Raw genomic sequence first — 15,896 nt, forward strand, 5'->3', positions numbered from 1 at the left:
CGCGTGCGCCAGTTCCGGTCCGGCCCAGCGTTCCAGCATGGGCCAGCTCGGCGGCCAGGTCGACGGTCAGCACCTCCCGCGTCGCGGCCGCGGCGGTCTCCTCCCACGAGGCGGGGCCGCCGCCGCACTGCCCGTACGCGCGGGCCAGCCGGTCCGCCCCCGCCGGGTCGGTGAACACCCCGTCGATCCGGTGCAGCGCGTCGTACCCGGTGGTGCCGGCCACCGGCCAGGACGACGGCAGGCGCTCCCGGCGGGCCAGGATCTTCTCGACGACCACCCAGCAGCCGTCCCCGGTCGCGGCCCGCAGCCGGCGCAGGTACTGCTCCGGATCCGCCAGCCCGTCGACGTGGTCGATCCGCAGGCCGGACACCACCCCGTCCCGTACCAGCTGGAGCACCTTGGCGTGGCTCGCGGCGAACACGGCGGGGTCCTCCACCCGCACCCCGATCAGGTCGGAGATGGTGAAGAAGCGGCGGTAGTTGAGCCCGGTCCGGGCCTCGCGCCACCACGCGGCCCGGTACCACTGCGCGGCCAGCAGCTCCGGCATCGGCAGCGAGGCGGTGCCCGCCCGCAGCGGGAACTCGTGGACCCCGTACCGGAGCACCCCCGCCCCGCGGTCCACCCGGCCCTCCCGCGCCTCCTCCTCCCCGCCCAGCACCGGCAGCAGGACCTGCCCCCCGCCGCCCTCCCAGTCGATGTCGAACCACCGCGCGTACGGCGAGTGCGGCCCCTCCCGCAGCACCTCCCAAAGGGGTCGGTTGAGCCGCAGCGGCGCCGGTACCGCCATGTGGTTCGGGACGATGTCCAGGACCAGCCCGAGCCCGTGGGCCCGGCCGGCCGCCGCGAGCGCGCGCAGCCCCCGCTCGCCGCCCAGCTCGGCCCGTACCCTCGCGTGGTCGGTGACGTCGTACCCGTGTTCCGAGCCCGGCACCGCCTCCAGTACGGGCGACAGGTGCAGGTGTGACACGCCGAGCGACGAGAGGTACGGTACGGCTGCCTCGGCCGCCGCGAACGTGAAGCGCGGGCCCAGCTGGACACGGTAAGTGGACGCCGGAACGACCGGCGTCTGAACACCGGATTCCGATTGGCTGATTGAATACCCCAGGCTCATGAGAACGTACGTACCCAGCCCGCACGATTCCGTGCCATTACCCAATGCATCCGGGTGACTGCGCCGCGTTAGTGTCGATCAGGTGGTTGGAACCGTCAGTACCTATCGTCACGTCATCGCCCTGACCGGGCCCCTACTCCCGCTCGTCTCCTTCTTCGCCCGACTGCCCGTCGCGATGTCCCAGTTCGGGAGCGTCCTGCTGGTCGCGGAGACCAGCGGTTCGCTCGCCTCCGCCGGAATCGTGGGCGGCACCCTCTCCGCCGGCCAGGTGGTCTTCGGGCCCCTCCTCGGCCGGCTCGCCGACCGCCACGGGCAGCGGCCCGTCGTCCTCACCGCGGCGGCCGTCAACGCCCTCGCCACCGCCGCCCTCGTCGCCGGCGCCCTCGGCGGCCTCGCGACCGCCCCGCTCGCCGCGATCGGCGCCGTCACCGGGGCCTCCGTACCGCTGATCGGACCGCTCGCCCGCACCCGTTCCGTCGCGCTCGCGCACCGTGCGAAGGCCGACGAGAAGACCGTCGGCGCCGTGCACTCGCTCGAAGGCACCCTCGACGAGGTCTCGTTCGTCTTCGGCCCGGCCCTCGTCGGCCTCGCCGCGCTCGTCGCGCACCCGGCCGTCGCCCTCGGCGGCGCCGCCGCCCTGGTGGCCGTCTTCGGCACCGCGTACGCCCTGCACCCGACCGCCGCCGTCACGGCCGGGACCCCCGCGCCGCGGCGCGCCGACGGCGCCCGGCGTGCCCGGCAGCCCCGCGTGGTGCACGCCGTACGCGGCTCCCTCGCCCTCCAGGGCGCCATGTTCGGCGCCTGTCAGGCGGGAATCGCCTCGCTCACCGCGCAGTTGGGCGTCCCCGGCCAGGCGGGCATCGTGTACGCCGCCATGGGCGTCGTCAGCGCCGCCGTCGGTCTCGCGCTCGGCGCGCTGCCCGCCCGCTTCGGGCTGCGGCTGCGCTGGCGGGTGGCCACCGGCGCCGCGCTGGTCCTCTCCGTGCCGCTGCTGTTCACCGAGACCCTGTGGCCGCTGTACCTGGTCGTCACCGTGCTCGGCGCCGCGTACGCCCCGCACCTGATCACCGCGTTCGCGCTCACCGAGCGGGTGGTGGAGCCCGCCCGGCTCGCCGAGTCCATGGCCTTCGCCGCCAGTTCCCTGGTGGCCGGGCAGGCCGCCGCGCTGGCCGTCTCCGGCCGCCTCGCCGAGTCGTACGGGCCCGCCGGTGCCTTCGCCGTCGCGGTGGGCGCGGCCGCGCTGTGCCTGGCCATCGCCCTCGTCACCCGGGTGCCCTCCGCCCGGCCCCGGCCCCGGACCCAGGACCCGGCCCAGGACCCGGCCGCTCCCAAGCTGTTCATCCCGGCCCAGCGCACCGCCTCCCCGGAGGACTCGGCGGCCGGATCGGGGGCCGGCTACGCCGGCCGCTGAAGCACGACCAGACACCGTCCTGTCAGCGCCACCCGGTCCCCGGCCGCGTACTGCGGCCCGGTGCCGGGTGGCAGTACTTCCGCCCGCGCCGTGTCGACGACCAGCCGCCAGTGCGCCCCGTGGCCGGCCGGGACGGTGAAGTCCTGCGGTTCGGCGCCCGCGTTGAACATCAGCAGGAACGAGTCGTCGGTGATCCGCTCCCCGCGCGTGCCCGGCTCGGAGATCGCCTCCCCGTTGAGGAACACGGTCAGCGCCCGCGCGTGCTGCGCCTGCCAGTCCCGCGCCCGCATCTCCTCGCCGTGCGGGGTGAACCATGCGATGTCGGAGAGTTCGTCGTGCGTGCCCTCCACCGGCCTGCCGTGGAAGAACCGGCGCCTGCGGAACACCGGGTGGTCGCGGCGCAGCCACACCATCCGCCGGGTGAACTCCAGCAGCGACGGCGGGGGTTTGCCGGGTTCGGGCCAGGCCACCCAGGACAGTTCGTTGTCCTGGCAGTAGGCGTTGTTGTTGCCCTGCTGGGTGCGGCCGAACTCGTCGCCGTGGCTGAGCATCGGCACGCCCTGCGACAGCATCAGGGTCGCGGTGAAGTTCCGCATCTGCCGCTCGCGCAGCTCCCGGACCTCCGGGTCCTCGGTGGGGCCCTCGACCCCGCAGTTCCAGGACCGGTTGTGGGTCTCGCCGTCCCGGTTGCCCTCCCGGTTGGCCTCGTTGTGCTTCTCGTTGTACGAGACCAGGTCGTTCAGGGTGAAGCCGTCGTGGCAGGTGGTGAAGTTGATGGAGGCCAGCGGCCGGCGGCCGTCGTCCTGGTAGAGGTCGGAGGAGCCCGTCAGCCGGCCCGCGAACTCGGCGAGCGTGCGCGGCTGTCCCCGCCACAAGTCCCGTACGGTGTCGCGGTACTTGCCGTTCCACTCGGTCCACAGCGGCGGGAAGTTCCCCACCTGGTAGCCGCCCTCGCCCAGGTCCCAGGGCTCCGCGATCAGCTTCACCTGGCTGACCACCGGGTCCTGCTGCACCAGGTCGAAGAACGAGGACAGCCGGTCCACCTCGTGGAACTGCCGGGCCAGGGTGGCCGCCAGGTCGAAGCGGAAGCCGTCCACGTGCATCTCGGTCACCCAGTACCGCAGCGAGTCCATGATCAGTTGGAGGACGTGCGGGGAGCGCATCAGCAGCGAGTTCCCGGTGCCCGTGGTGTCCGTGTAGTGCCGGGGGTCGTCCGCGAGCCGGTAGTAGGAGGCGTTGTCCAGGCCCCGGAAGGACAGCGTCGGGCCCAGGTGGTTTCCCTCGGCGGTGTGGTTGTAGACCACGTCCAGGATCACCTCGATCCCGGCCTCGTGCAGCGCCCGTACCGCCGACTTGAACTCCAGCACCTGCTGGCCCCGGTCCCCGGAGGCGTAGCCGTTGTGCGGGGCGAAGAAGCCGATGGTGTTGTAGCCCCAGTAGTTGCTGAGCCCGTCGTTCACCAGGCGGTGGTCGTTGACGTACTGGTGCACCGGCATCAGCTCCAGCGCCGTCACCCCGAGCTTCGCCAGGTGCCCGATCACCGCCGGGTGCGCGAGCGCCCCGTACGTGCCCCGCAGCTCCTCAGGGAGGTCGGGGTGGCGCATGGTCAGGCCCTTCACGTGCGCCTCGTACAGCACCGTGTGGTGGTACTCGTGGCGCGGCGGCCGGTCGTTGGCCCAGTCGAAGTACGGGTTCACCACGACCGAACTCATCGTGTGCGGGGCGGAGTCCAGGTCGTTGCGGGAGTCCGGCCGGCCGAAGTGGTAGCCGTACACCTCCTCGCCCCAGGACACCTTCCCGCTGATGGCCCGCGCGTACGGGTCCAGCAGCATCTTCGCCGCGTTGCAGCGCTGCCCGCGCTCGGGCTCGTACGGGCCGTGCACGCGGAACCCGTACCGCTGGCCGGGCATGATCCCCGGCAGGTAGGCGTGGCGCACGAAGGCGTCCGTCTCGCGGAGCTCGACCGCGGTCTCCGAGCCGTCGTCGTGCAGCAGGCACAGCTCGATGCGCCGGGCGGCCTCGGAGTAGACGGCGAAGTTGGTGCCCGCGCCGTCGTACGTGGCGCCCAGCGGATACGCCTGTCCCGGCCAGACTTGCATGGCTAACGACTCTTCCCATCCTGGTCCGGCTCGGTCCGGTCCGCGATCCGGCTGGATCGGGCACGGATGACGTCTCTGCCAGATCTTCCCCGAAAGAGGGTCCGCACGCGTGGACTTGGAATGCTGCCGACGGGTGAACCGGAGAGCTGATATGAGGGTCAACGGACTGTCCGGGCATCACATAATGGGTCAACGGACAGCCGGACCAGGGGACCTGACGTCACATGGGCCGGCTTCGGGCTGCGTCGGGCCGCGTGCGCGGAGTACCCTTCCGTGATCACTGGAGACGGGCGTCCAGACGCAGAAGGCGGTGCACGGGTGAGCTCGGGAGGTCTGGAGCTGCCCCCTGGTGACAGCGGTCACGAGGGTGGCCCGGTGGACGCGGCGGGCGGTCCGGGCGGTACGTCCGGCGGCGCGGCGGTGGCCGGGGCGGCGGCCGGGGCGGCGGTGTCACTGGCCCCGCAGGCGGCCGGGGACGCGCGGGCCGGGGCCGAGCTGGACTGGGGCGCGGACGCGTGGAGCGAGGTCCGTACGCGGGCCCAGCGCGCGGGCCGTGCGTACATCTGGCTGAATCTGATCGAGCAGCGGCTGCGGTCGGTGGTCGGCGCCGTGCTGCGGCCGGTCTACGAGCCGGTGCACGGCGGGGACGACTGGGTCGTCGCCGCGGCCGGTCCCGCCGGGCAGGAGTGGGTGCAGCGGGCGGTGGCGGTGCGCGAGGTCAGCCGGCGCAAGGGCTACCTCCTCGACCCGGCCGACGACAACGTGCTGAGCTTCCTGACCCTGCCCCAGCTGCGGGAGCTGATGGTCCAGCACTGGCCCTGTTTCGAGCCGTACTTCGACGACCGGCGCGAGATCGAGCTGGCGCTCGACGAGCTGGAGGTCACCCGGAACGTGGTCTCCCGCAACCGGGCGCTGTCGCGGGCGGTGCTGGAGCAGGCGGAGCGCGCCTCGGCGCGGCTGCTGGAGGTGCTGGGCGCCGGCTCGGGCAGCCCCTCGGCGGACCGGCTGCCGATCGACGCCGTCGAGGACCTGGTGGGGGACCGGTACGCGGACGTCATCTCGGTCCACCCGGACCGGGTGCGGCTGCAGCGGCAGCTGCCGGCGGAGGACCTGTTCGGGGGTGCGCGCCGGCTCGACGCCATCGGCATAGGCCTGAACCTGCTGGTGCAGAACTTCTCGGGGCGCAGGCTCGTCCGGCTGACGGAGGCGGGCTGCCGGGTGCGGCTGCTGTTCCTGAACCCGGCGAGCAGCGCGGTCAAGCGGCGCGAGCGGGAGCTGGGGCTGCGCAAGGGCGAGCTGAGCCGGTCGGTGGAGATGAACATCCTGCACGTGCGCCGGGTACGGGCGGGCCTGAAGGACCCGTCGCGCTTCGACATCCACGTCTTCGACGAGACCCCGCGCTTCACCGCCTATCTGGTGGAGGGGCAGTCCTCGGGCATCGCGGTGGTCCAGTCGTACCTGCGGCGGGCCCGGGGGATGGAGGCGCCGGTGCTGGTGCTGCGCGGGGGCGGGCGGGGCGTGCCGAAGGACGCCGACCACGGGCTGTTCCAGACGTACCGGGAGGAGTTCGAGTCGGTGTGGGAGGACTCGCGGCCGGTGTCCTGACACCGGTGCCGTCGGGCGGGCCTACCAGGTGGGGTCCGGGCCGGCGCCCGGGGGGTGCCCGGGCCGGGTGTCAGTGGCGCGTGGCAGGCTGAAACGCGTTGACCGGAAACACGGGGGAGGGGCGCGTCATGGAGGCGTGGCACGGGGGAGCGCTGGTCGGGTTCGACCTGGAGACGACCGGTACGGAGCCGGGGGAGTCCCGGATCGTGACGGCCGCGGTGGTCGAGGTGCGGGGCGGCGAGGTGCGGGCGAGGCGCGGCTGGCTCGCGGATCCGGGGATACCGATCCCGGGGGAGGCGGCGGCGATCCACGGGATCAGCACGGAGCGGGCCGTCGCGGAGGGCCGTCCGGCGGCGGAGGTCGCCGAGGAGGTCGCGGCGGCGCTGGTGGAACACTGGCGCGGCGGCGCGGTGGTCGTCGCCTACAACGCGGCCTTCGACCTGACGCTGCTCTCGGCCGAGCTGGCCCGGTACCGGCTGCCCTCGCTCGCCGACCGGCTGGGCGGGCCCGAGACCGGGCCGGTCGTGGACCCGCTGACGATAGACCGGGCCGTGGACCGGTTCCGGCGCGGCAAGCGGACGCTGGAGGCGGTGTGCGGGGTGTACGGGGTCACCCTCGACGCGGCGCACGACGCGGGGGCCGACGCACTGGCGGCGGTCCAGGTGGCCCGGGCGATAGCCGCCCGGCACCCGGAGGTCGCGGCGCTCAGCCCGGCGGAGCTGCATGACCGTCAGGGCGGCTGGCACGCCCGCTGGGCCCGTGACTTCCAGTCCTACCTGCGCCGCCAGGGCAGCCCCGACGCGGTGATCGACACGGCCTGGCCCCTGCGCGGCCTGCTCCCGGCCCCGACCTCGGCCTGAGCCGCCCCCGGAGGAACCCGCGCGGCCCGCGCGGCGCTTCCGGTTCGGCGGGGGGCTCTTCGGGGCCGGTGGGTGTGGCTCCTCGGTCGCCGGGGGGCTCGGCGGGGTTTGCGGCCCGCCCCGGGTGGGGGTGCTCGGCTGCCGGGCCGGGGACGGGGTCGCCGTTCTAGAACGGGTGCCAGCGGGCTTCCGTGTCGCCTTCGCGGAGTGAGGTCACGCGGCGGCGGAACTCGGCGAGGGCCTTCGGGTTGGCGGGGGCGTGCTGGGCGACCCAGGCGCAGCTCGCCGTCTCGCGGGCGCCGCGCAGGACCGCGCAGCCCTCCCACTCCCGCACGTCCCAGCCGTACGCCGCCGTGAAGGCCTCGTAGGCGGCGGCGGGCATCCCGTACCGGTCGCGGGACAGGGCCATCACCACCAGGTCGTGTTCGCGCAGGTCCGAGGAGACGGTCTCCAGGTCCACCAGGACCGGCCCGTCCGGGCCCACGTGCACGTTGCGCGGCAGGGCGTCGCCGTGGATGGGGCCGGGGGCCAGGTGCGGGGTGAGGGCGGCGACTTCGCCCGCGTAGGCGTCGCGCCGGGCGCGCAGGTACGCCGCGTCCTCGGGGTCGACGGCGTCGCCGGCCAGCCGGAGCCACCGCTCGACCCCGCCCAGCAGGTCCCGCGCGGGCAGTGCGAAGGAGGGCGCGGGCAGCGCGTGCAGCGGCCGCAGCAGCGCCGCGAGGTCCTCGGGGCCGGCCGGGCGCAGGGGGTCCGGGAGCCGGTGCCAGACCGTCAGCGGGTGCCCGCCGACCAGTCGGGGCTTGGGTTCGGCGGCCCGGACCGCCGGGATCCCGGCCTCCGCGAGCCAGTCGGCCACCGCGAGTTCCCGCTCGGCCCGTTCCAGCAGGGCCGCCTCGCGGCCCACCTTGACCACCAGGCCGGCGGCCGCGAAGACGGCGTTCTCGCCGAAGGCGAGCAGCTCGGGGCGGTCCGCCCCCGCCCCCGCGAATCCCGCCTCCGCCAGTACGTCCCTGGCCCGCGCCTCGTCCATGCGTTCGTCTCGTCCTTCGCCGGATCGTCGTGATCACCGTGAGTCCGCCCAGTCTCGCACCGCGGGCCCCGACGGTCCTTCAGGGGGCGCGAATCCGCCGGTCCGTCGATTTTCGGGCAGGAGGCGCCGGCCGACCGCTTTCCCGTTGCACGAGACGTCTCGTCTCGTTAAGGTCGAGCCATGACTTCAGCAGCCACGGCCGAGCCCGCACACATCGCCATGTTCTCCATCGCCGCCCCCGGCCACGTGAACCCGAGCATCGAAGTGATCCGGGAGCTCGTCGCCAGGGGCCACCGCGTCAGCTACGCCATCCCCGCCTCCTTCGCCGAGAAGGTCGCCGAGACCGGTGCCACCCCGGTGATCTGGAACTCCGTCCTGCCCACCGAGGACGAGCCCGAGGAATGGGGCACCGAGCTGATCGACAACATCGAACCCTTCCTGAACGACGCGATCCAGGCGCTCCCGCAGCTCGCCGCCGCCTTCGAGGGCGACGAACCCGACCTCGTCATCCACGACATCACCGCCTACCCGGCGCGCGTCCTCGCCCGCCGCTGGGGCGTCCCCCAGATCTCCCTGTCCCCGAACCTGGTCGCCTGGACCGGCTACGAGGAGGAGGTCGCCGCCCCGATGACGGCACAGCTGCGCGCCTCCGAGCGCGGGCGGGCCTACTACGCGCGCTTCCGCGCCTGGCTCGACGAGAACGGCATCGACGAGGACCCCGACCACTTCGTCGGCCGCCCGCCGCGCAGCATCGTCCTGATCCCGCGCGCCCTCCAGCCGCACGCCGACAGGGTCGACGAGTCCGTCCACACCTTCGTCGGAGCCTGCCAGGGCGACCGCGGCGCCACCCAGGGCACCTGGGAGCGGCCCGCCTCCGCCGAGGGGAAGAAGGTCCTCCTGGTCTCCCTCGGCTCCGCCTTCACCAACCGGCCCGCCTTCTACCGCGCCTGCGTCGAGGCCTTCGGGGGCCTCCCCGACTGGCACGTCGTCCTGCAGATCGGCAAGTTCGTCGACGAGGCCGAACTGGGCGAGGTCCCCGCCAACGTCGAGGTCCACCGCTGGGTCCCCCAGCTGGACATCCTGCGCCAGGCCGACGCCTTCATCACCCACGCCGGCGCCGGCGGCAGCCAGGAGGGCCTGGCCACCGCGACCCCGATGGTCGCCGTACCGCAGGCCGTCGACCAGTTCGGCAACGCCGACATGCTCGCCGCCCTCGGCGTCGCCCGCCGCGTCGACACCGAGGACGCGGACGCCGCCACCCTGCGCGAGGCCGTCCTCGGCCTCCTCGCCGACCCCGGGGTCGCCGCCCGCGCGGAGGCCGTCCGCGCCGGCATGGCCGCCGAGGGCGGCACGCGGATGGCCGCCGACCTCATCGAGGCCGCGCTGTCGTAGCCACCGCCTAGGGCCTGTCGCCAAACTCCCGTCTGCCCCGCGACGCCTGGCACGCGCTCTCGCCACACCGGGCGAAAGCCAAGTACGTCCAGTACGCGGGCTTCCGCCCGGCGCACCGAGAGCACGCACCAGACGCCGCGGGGCCGCCCTCCGGGCGACGACGGGAGTTTGACGACAGGCCCTAGGGTGCGGCCATGACCGCGAGAACACCGAACACCAGGAAGTACGCCGCCCTCCTGCGCGGCATCAACGTCGGCGGGAACAAGAAGGTCCCGATGGCCGAGCTGCGCTCCGTACTGGAGGGCCTCGGCCACGGCGACGTCCGCACGTACCTGCAGAGCGGCAACGCCGTCTTCAGCAGCGCGGAGACCGACACCACCGCCCTCGCCCGGGGCCTGGAGGCGGCCATCGAGGCCCACTTCGGCTTCCGGGTGCCCTGCCTCGTCGTCGACGGGGACCACCTCGCGGCCGTCGTCGCGGCCTGCCCCTTCCCCGCGGCCGAACTGGAGGGCAGGCAGCTCCACGCCACCTTCCTCTCCGAGCAGCCCGGCCCCGAGCGCTTCGCCGCGCTCGACGGCGCCGCGTACCTCCCCGAGGAGTACCGGCTGGGGGACCGCGTCCTCTACCTCTACGCCCCGGACGGCCTCGGCCGCTCCAAACTGGCCGAGGCCCTCGCCCGGCCCGCCGTCGTCAAGGGCCTGGACGTCACCACCCGCAACTGGAACACCGTCGTCAAGCTCGTGGAGCTGACCCGCCCGTGAGCACGGGACGCCCTACCCGGCCCCCACCGCGTCGAGCAGCGCCAGGTCGCCGTCGGACAGGGAGAGCGACGCCGCGTCCAGGTTCTCCGCCAGGTGCGCCGGGGAGCCGGTGCCCGGCGTCGGGCACAGGACCGGCGAGCGGTGCAGCAGCCACGCCAGCGCCACCTGCCCCGGCGTCGCCCCGTGCGCCCCGGCCACCTCCGCGACGGCGGCCGCGGCCTCACGGGTCAGGGCCCCGCTGCCCAGCGGGTAGTACGGCAGGAAGGCGATCCCCCGCGCCTCGCACAGCGCCAGCACGTCGGCGCAGGACCGGTCCCGCAGGTTGAACGGGTTCTGCACCGCCGCGACCGGTGCCGACTCCACCGCCAGGAGCAGTTGCTCGGCCGTGACGGTGTCCAGGCCGATGTGCCGGATCTTCCCCTCCGCCCGCAACTCCGCGAGCGCGCCCAGCTGTTCGGCCATCGGCACCGCCGGGTCGAAGCGGTGCAGCTGGTACAGATCGATCCGCTCCAGCCGCAGCCGCCGCAGGCTCGCCTCGCACATCCGCCGCAACTCCTCCGGACGGCCCGCCACGTGCCACTCGTCCGGCCCGGTGCGCACCACCCCGCCCTTGGTGGCGACCACCAGCCGCTCCCCGTACGGGTGCAGGGCCTCGGCGACCAACTCCTCGGCCAGGCCGGGCCCGTAGTTGTCGGCGGTGTCGATCAGCGTCACGCCCCGCTCCACCGCGGCCCGCAGCAGCGCCCGGGCGTCGGCGCGGCTGCCGCGCGGCCCCCAGTATCCGGCGCCGACCAGCCCGCCCGTACCGAGACCGAGCCGGCGGACGGGCAGGTCACCACCCAGCAGGAGCGTCGAGTTCGTCATGGCCCGACCGTAGCCGGGCACGACGGGTGTGTCAGGCTCGGGGCATGCGTTACATCATCATCGGCGCCGGAGCGATCGGCGCGACCATCGGCGGACGCCTCGCCGAGACGGGCCGGGAGGTCGTCCTCGTCGCGCGCGGCGCGCACGCCGAGGCGCTGAAGGCCGACGGGCTGCGGCTCACCACCGCCGACGGCACCCGCGTCCACCGGCTCCCCGTTGCCACCGGCCCGTCGGAGCTGGGCGAACTGCGCCCGGACGACGTACTGCTGCTCACGGTGAAGACGCAGCACGCCATCGCCGCCCTGGACGCATGGGGCGACGCGGAGGTCGCCGGCGGCGGCACGGCCGCGCAGCGGCTGCCGCTGCTGTGCGCACAGAACGGCGTGGAGAGCGAACGGCTCGCCCTGCGCCGCTTCTCGCGGGTGTACGGGGTCTGCGTCTGGCTCCCCGCCACCTTCCTGGAGCCGGGCGTGGTCTCGGCCCTGTGCTCCCCGCTCACCGGGATCCTGCACCTCGGGCGGGCCGCCGGCGGGTCGGACGCGCGGATCCGGGCGATCGCCGCCGACCTCGGCGGGGCGGGCTTCGAGGCACCCGTCGTCGAGGACGTGATGCGGTGGAAGTACGCGAAGCTGCTCGGCAACCTGGGCAACGCCGTCCAGGCGACCACCGGCCCCGAGCCGGACCCGGCCAAGGCCGCCCTGCTGCTGCGGGCCGTCCGCGAGGGCAAGGCCGCCTTCGACGCGGCGGGCATCGGCTACGTCACCGAGGCCGAGCAGTCGGCGGCGCGGGACGGCAAGGTCGACCAGCCGGCGGGCGTACGCGGCGGCTCCTCCTGGCAGAGCCTGGCCCGCGGCACGGGCTCGGTGGAGGCCGACTACCTCAACGGTGAGATCTCCCTGCTGGGCCGCCTCCACGGCGTGCCCACGCCGGTCAACGACGTCCTTGCGCCACGCGGCGGAACATCTTCGCCCGCGAAGCCTGCCGCCCGGGGCGATGTCCATCGCCGAACTGACCGCCCTGGCCGACGAGGCCGCGGCCCGCGGCTGAGGCGGCGCGCCGTCCCCCGCGACGGGGACAGCCTTCAGGCCGTCAGGGCCTCGTGCGGGGCGCGGGCCGGGGCCGCGGTGTCGTAGCGGTGCAGCAGGAGGCGGGCCAGCTCGGGGGTGGCGCCCAGGACGGGCGCGATCACGTCCGCGCCCGCCGCTTCGGCGCCCGCCGCGATCCGGTCGGGGAGGAAGCCCGGGGCGATGACGTACGGGGCGACCGCCACGCGGCGGACGCCCTCCGCGCGCAGGGCGCGTACGGCGTCCTCCGTGCGGGGAAGGGCGGCGGAGGCGAACGCAGGCCGCACGGCGCACCAACCGGTGTGCCGCCACTCCCGCGCGATTTCAGCGATCACTGCGATCGCCTCCGGGTCGGTGGAGCCGGCGGACGCGAGGACGACACCGGTCGTCGCGCGGTCCGCCGGGGTGAGGCCGAGGCCGGCCTCGGCGAGGCGGCGCTCCAGGGAGGCCACCAGCAGGGGGTGCGGGCCCAGGACGTCCGCCACCCGGACCGAGAGGTCGGGGAGCCGGACGGCCGATTCCGCCAGGACCGCCGGGATGTCGGCCTTCGCGTGGAAGGCCCGGGTGAGGAGCAGCGGCAGGGCCACGACCTCGCGGACGCCCGACAGGTAGAGGGAGGCCAGGGACTGGGAGACGGTCGGGCCGTTGAAGTCCAGGAAAGCCGCCTCCACCCGGAGCCCCGGCCGCAGCGACCGGGCCCGCCCGACGAGGGCGTGCACGGTCGCCGCGTGCCGCGGATCGCGGCTGCCGTGGGCTATGACCAGAAGTGCGCGGGACATCGGGTGCTCAGCTCTTCACCAGGAGGCCGCGGCTGCGCAGGACCCAGCGCTCGACGGGGCTGAAGATCAGCAGGTCGATGGCGATGCCCACGACCAGGATCAGGATGATCGCGAGGAACACGCCCGGCAGGTCGATGTTGTTGCGGCCGTTCTCCAGGAGCTGGCCGAGGCCGAGGCCCAGGTCGGGGGAGCTGGCGATGATCTCGGCGGCCATCAGGGAGCGCCAGGAGAAGGCCCAGCCCTGCTTGAGGCCGGCGACGTAGCCGGGCAGGGCCGCAGGCAGGACCACGTGCCACGCTCCGCGCAGGCCGGTGGCGCCCAGGGTCCGGCCGGCCCGCAGGAACAGCGGCGGGATCTGGTCGATGCCGGAGACGAGGCCGTTGGCGATCGACGGCACCGCGCCGAGCAGGATCACCGTGTACATCATGGCGTCGTTGAGGCCGAACCAGAGCACGGCCGGCGGCACCCAGGCGACCGACGGCAGCGACTGGAGGCCCTGGAGGATCGGGCCGATCGCGGCGCGGACGAACTTCACCCGGGCGACGAGCAGGCCGAGCGGGGTGCCGATGGCGAGGGCGAGGAGGAAGCCGAGGAGGCCCCGGGAGACCGAGGTCCAGATGACTTCGAGGAGCGTCCCCTTGAGCCACATCTCGGACAGGCTGTCCCAGACGGCGGACAGGGCGGGGAGCTTGGTCTCCTCGGTGACCTTCGCCGCGACCAGGACCTGCCAGACCACCAGCACCAGGGTGACGGCGAGGACCGGGGGCAGGACCTTCTTGGTGAGGACCTCGCGCACCGGGGTGCGGTGGGTCTGGACCGCGTCGAGGGCGTCCAGGCCGGCTTCCAGGCCGGCCAGGTCGTCGGTCTTCGCCGGGGCCTTCGGAGTGGTGTCAGTGCTGGCCATGGCGGCGGATCTCCCCACGCAGGTGTTCAGTGATCTCGAGGGACAGCTCGGCGACGTCCGCGTCCTCGATGCGGCGCGGCTGCGGGATGTCCACGGTCCATTCCTTGGCGACCCGCCCGGGGCGGGAGGAGAGGAGGACGACGCGCTGGGCGAGGCGGACGGCCTCGCGCACGTTGTGGGTGACGAAGAGGACGGACAGGCCGGTCTCTTCCCAGATGCGGGTGAGTTCGCCGTGCAGGACGTCGCGGGTGATGGCGTCGAGGGCCGCGAAGGGCTCGTCCATCAGCAGGAGGCGGCTGTCCTGGGCGAGGGCCCGGGCGAGGGCGACGCGCTGGCGCATGCCGCCGGAGAGTTCGTGGACGCGCTTGCCGTACGCGCCGCCGAGCCGGACCAGCTCCAGCAGCCGTTCGGCCTCGGGCCCGCGCTCGGCCTTGGGCACTCCGCGCAGCCGCAGGGCCAGCTCGATGTTCTTGCCCGCGGTGAGCCAGGGGAACAGGGCGTGCTCCTGGAACATCAGGGCCGGACGGCCGAGGGTCTCGATGGACCCCGCCGACGGCTTGTCCAGACCCGCGACCAGGTTCAGCAGGGTGGATTTGCCACACCCCGATGCCCCCAGGAGCGTGACGAACTCTCCGGGAGCGACATCGAGGCTGATGTCGTCCAGGACGAGCTGCGATCCGGCCGGGCCGGAGAAGGACTTCGAGACGTGCTCGATGCGGGCGGCGTGCGTCTGCTCCGCTACCGAGCCCTCGGCAGCCTTGGCGAGAGTGGTGGCCATGGTCGTCACCTCCTGGGATTGCTGGCTTCTGTGGATCAAGGGGGCGGGATTACTTGGCGCCGAGGCCGGCGTCGGAGACCGCGGGCTTGCCGGCGGCCTTGAGGACCTTGTTCAGGAGCGTCAGGTCGTAGATGCCGGCCAGGTCGGGCTTCTCCAGGAGCTTGGCCTTGACCGCCCACTCCGACTGCGTCTTCAGCGTCGCGGCCAGCGGGTCGTCGGTGACCGAGATGCCCGGGCCACGCCGGGTCGATGACCTTCGGGTCCAGGCCCTTGCCGGTCTCGGCGAGGAGCCGGGCGTTCGCGGAGGCCTTCGCCTTGTCCTGGTTCGAGTGGATCCACTCGTTGGTCTTCACCGTGCCGCGCAGCACGGCCTCGACCACGTCCGGGTGCTCCTTGAGGAACTTCTGCGACACGATGACGTTCGTGATCACGAACTTGTTCTCGGGCCACAGGCTGCCCTCGTCGAGGAGGACGGAGCCGCCGTCGGAGACGAGCTTGGAGGCCGTGGGCTCGGGCACCCAGGCGCCGTCGATGGAGCCCTGCTTGAAGGCGTCGGGGGTGACCTTGTTGTCCGTACGGACCACGGACACGTCGCCCTTGCCGGACTCGGGGTCGACCGTCCAGCCCTTCTCCGCGATCCAGTTGAGGAACGCGACGTCCTGGGTGTTCCCCTTCTGCGGGGTGGCGATCTTCTTGCCCTTGAGGTCGTCCAGGGTCTTGATCTTGTCCGGGTTCACGACCAGCTTGACGCCGCCGGAGGCGGAGCCGGAGATGATCCGCAGGTTGGAGCCCTTGGACTTGACGTAGCCGTTGATGGACGGCGAGGGGCCGATGAAGCCGATGTCGAGGGAGCCGCCGTTGAGGGCCTCGATCTCGGAGGGGCCGGCGTTGAAGGACTGCGGCTTGACCTTGGTGCCGTTCAGTTCCTTCTCGATGAGGCCTTCCTGGAGGCCGACCAGGGCGGTGGCGTGGGTCAGGTTCGGGAAGTACCCGATGCGGACCTCGGACGCGGAGAGCTTCTTGCCACCGGCGGCGGCCGGCTGGGCGTCCTCGTCGGCGGTCTTCTCGGCCTGGGACCCGTAGCCGCAGGAGGCGAGGGCGCCGATCAGCAGCGGCAGGGCGGCGACGGCGGCGAGGCCGCGGCGCAGGGTTGTGCGGGGATTACCGGTGGCAGGCACGGGAGGGCTTCCTCTCGACGCGCCGTCATGGGATTACGGCGCAGGTCTTCGTCTGTGGTG

13 protein-coding genes and 1 pseudogene are annotated in these 15,896 nt (G+C 73.6%); 6 read left to right on the forward strand and 8 right to left on the reverse strand.

All coding sequences use genetic code 11. The features are described from left to right. Positions 1-1,111: alpha-amylase family glycosyl hydrolase (locus SSNG_RS27690; protein ID WP_241695131.1), on the reverse strand; the 1,111-nt coding region annotated here is incomplete at its 3' end. A gap of 82 nt (positions 1,112-1,193) precedes the next feature. Between SSNG_RS27690 and SSNG_RS27695 the strand changes: the two genes are divergently transcribed. Continuing rightward, a complete protein-coding gene (locus SSNG_RS27695; RefSeq protein WP_007267237.1) occupies positions 1,194-2,522 on the forward strand; it encodes an MFS transporter in 1,329 nt (442 codons plus the stop codon). On the opposite strand, the gene glgX is transcribed toward SSNG_RS27695, so the two are convergent. Next, a complete protein-coding gene (gene glgX, locus SSNG_RS27700) occupies positions 2,507-4,621 on the reverse strand; it encodes a glycogen debranching protein GlgX (protein WP_007267238.1) in 2,115 nt (704 codons plus the stop codon). The two genes, SSNG_RS27695 and glgX, sit on opposite strands and share 16 nt — an antisense overlap. Before the next feature lie 318 nt (positions 4,622-4,939). Here glgX and SSNG_RS27705 point away from each other — a divergent pair, with 318 nt between their 5' ends. Next, complete coding sequence (locus SSNG_RS27705; protein ID WP_007267239.1) at positions 4,940-6,226, forward strand: SAV2148 family HEPN domain-containing protein; 1,287 nt, start codon at positions 4,940-4,942, stop codon at positions 6,224-6,226. Positions 6,227-6,354: 128 nt separating this feature from the next. Then, positions 6,355-7,086, forward strand: a complete 732-nt coding sequence (locus SSNG_RS27710) for an exonuclease domain-containing protein (RefSeq protein WP_042802059.1) — start codon at positions 6,355-6,357, stop codon at positions 7,084-7,086. Between the two features lie 166 nt (positions 7,087-7,252). Here SSNG_RS27710 and SSNG_RS27715 read toward each other — a convergent pair whose 3' ends face one another. Beyond that, the gene (locus SSNG_RS27715; protein ID WP_007267241.1) at positions 7,253-8,116 is read right to left on the reverse strand and encodes an aminoglycoside phosphotransferase family protein; all 864 of its coding nucleotides are present in this window, start codon (positions 8,114-8,116) and stop codon (positions 7,253-7,255) included. Positions 8,117-8,296: 180 nt separating this feature from the next. Between SSNG_RS27715 and mgt the strand changes: the two genes are divergently transcribed. Both mgt and SSNG_RS27725 read left to right on the forward strand, forming a co-directional pair. Further along, positions 8,297-9,508 carry a macrolide-inactivating glycosyltransferase gene (mgt, locus tag SSNG_RS27720; RefSeq protein WP_007267242.1) on the forward strand — a complete coding sequence of 404 codons (1,212 nt, stop codon included), beginning with the start codon at positions 8,297-8,299 and terminating at the stop codon, positions 9,506-9,508. Between the two features lie 194 nt (positions 9,509-9,702). After that, positions 9,703-10,269, forward strand: coding sequence for a DUF1697 domain-containing protein (locus tag SSNG_RS27725; RefSeq protein ID WP_007267243.1), 567 nt, complete (start codon positions 9,703-9,705; stop codon positions 10,267-10,269). A 12-nt stretch (positions 10,270-10,281) separates the two neighbouring features. Here SSNG_RS27725 and SSNG_RS27730 read toward each other — a convergent pair whose 3' ends face one another. Then, complete coding sequence (locus SSNG_RS27730) at positions 10,282-11,133, reverse strand: aldo/keto reductase (RefSeq protein WP_042804203.1); 852 nt, start codon at positions 11,131-11,133, stop codon at positions 10,282-10,284. 44 nt (positions 11,134-11,177) lie between these two features. On the opposite strand from SSNG_RS27730, the gene SSNG_RS27735 reads away from it, so the two are divergent. Further along, on the forward strand, positions 11,178-12,266 hold the full coding sequence (locus tag SSNG_RS27735; RefSeq protein WP_128637190.1) for a 2-dehydropantoate 2-reductase N-terminal domain-containing protein: 1,089 nt from the start codon (positions 11,178-11,180) through the stop codon (positions 12,264-12,266). Here SSNG_RS27735 and SSNG_RS27740 read toward each other — a convergent pair. The 4 genes and pseudogenes from SSNG_RS27740 to SSNG_RS27755 all read right to left on the reverse strand — a co-directional run bounded on the left by SSNG_RS27740 (position 12,215) and on the right by SSNG_RS27755 (position 15,836). Continuing rightward, positions 12,215-12,976: a sirohydrochlorin chelatase gene (locus tag SSNG_RS27740; RefSeq protein ID WP_007267246.1), complete on the reverse strand. Its 762-nt coding sequence runs from the start codon at positions 12,974-12,976 to the stop codon at positions 12,215-12,217. The genes SSNG_RS27735 and SSNG_RS27740 overlap by 52 nt on opposite strands. A gap of 7 nt (positions 12,977-12,983) precedes the next feature. Beyond that, positions 12,984-13,880 (reverse strand): ABC transporter permease subunit, encoded by an 897-nt coding sequence (locus SSNG_RS27745; protein ID WP_042802060.1) that lies wholly within the window; start codon positions 13,878-13,880, stop codon positions 12,984-12,986. Then, complete coding sequence (locus SSNG_RS27750; RefSeq protein WP_042802061.1) at positions 13,867-14,658, reverse strand: ABC transporter ATP-binding protein; 792 nt, start codon at positions 14,656-14,658, stop codon at positions 13,867-13,869. The genes SSNG_RS27745 and SSNG_RS27750 overlap by 14 nt, the downstream gene beginning before the upstream one ends. Before the next feature lie 49 nt (positions 14,659-14,707). Then, positions 14,708-15,836, reverse strand: a pseudogene (locus SSNG_RS27755) (ABC transporter substrate-binding protein). Positions 15,837-15,896 lie beyond the last annotated feature (60 nt).

The sequence above is a fragment of the Streptomyces sp. C genome (genome assembly GCF_000158895.1).
In the GTDB taxonomy this organism is placed as follows: Bacteria; Actinomycetota; Actinomycetes; order Streptomycetales; family Streptomycetaceae; genus Streptomyces; species Streptomyces racemochromogenes.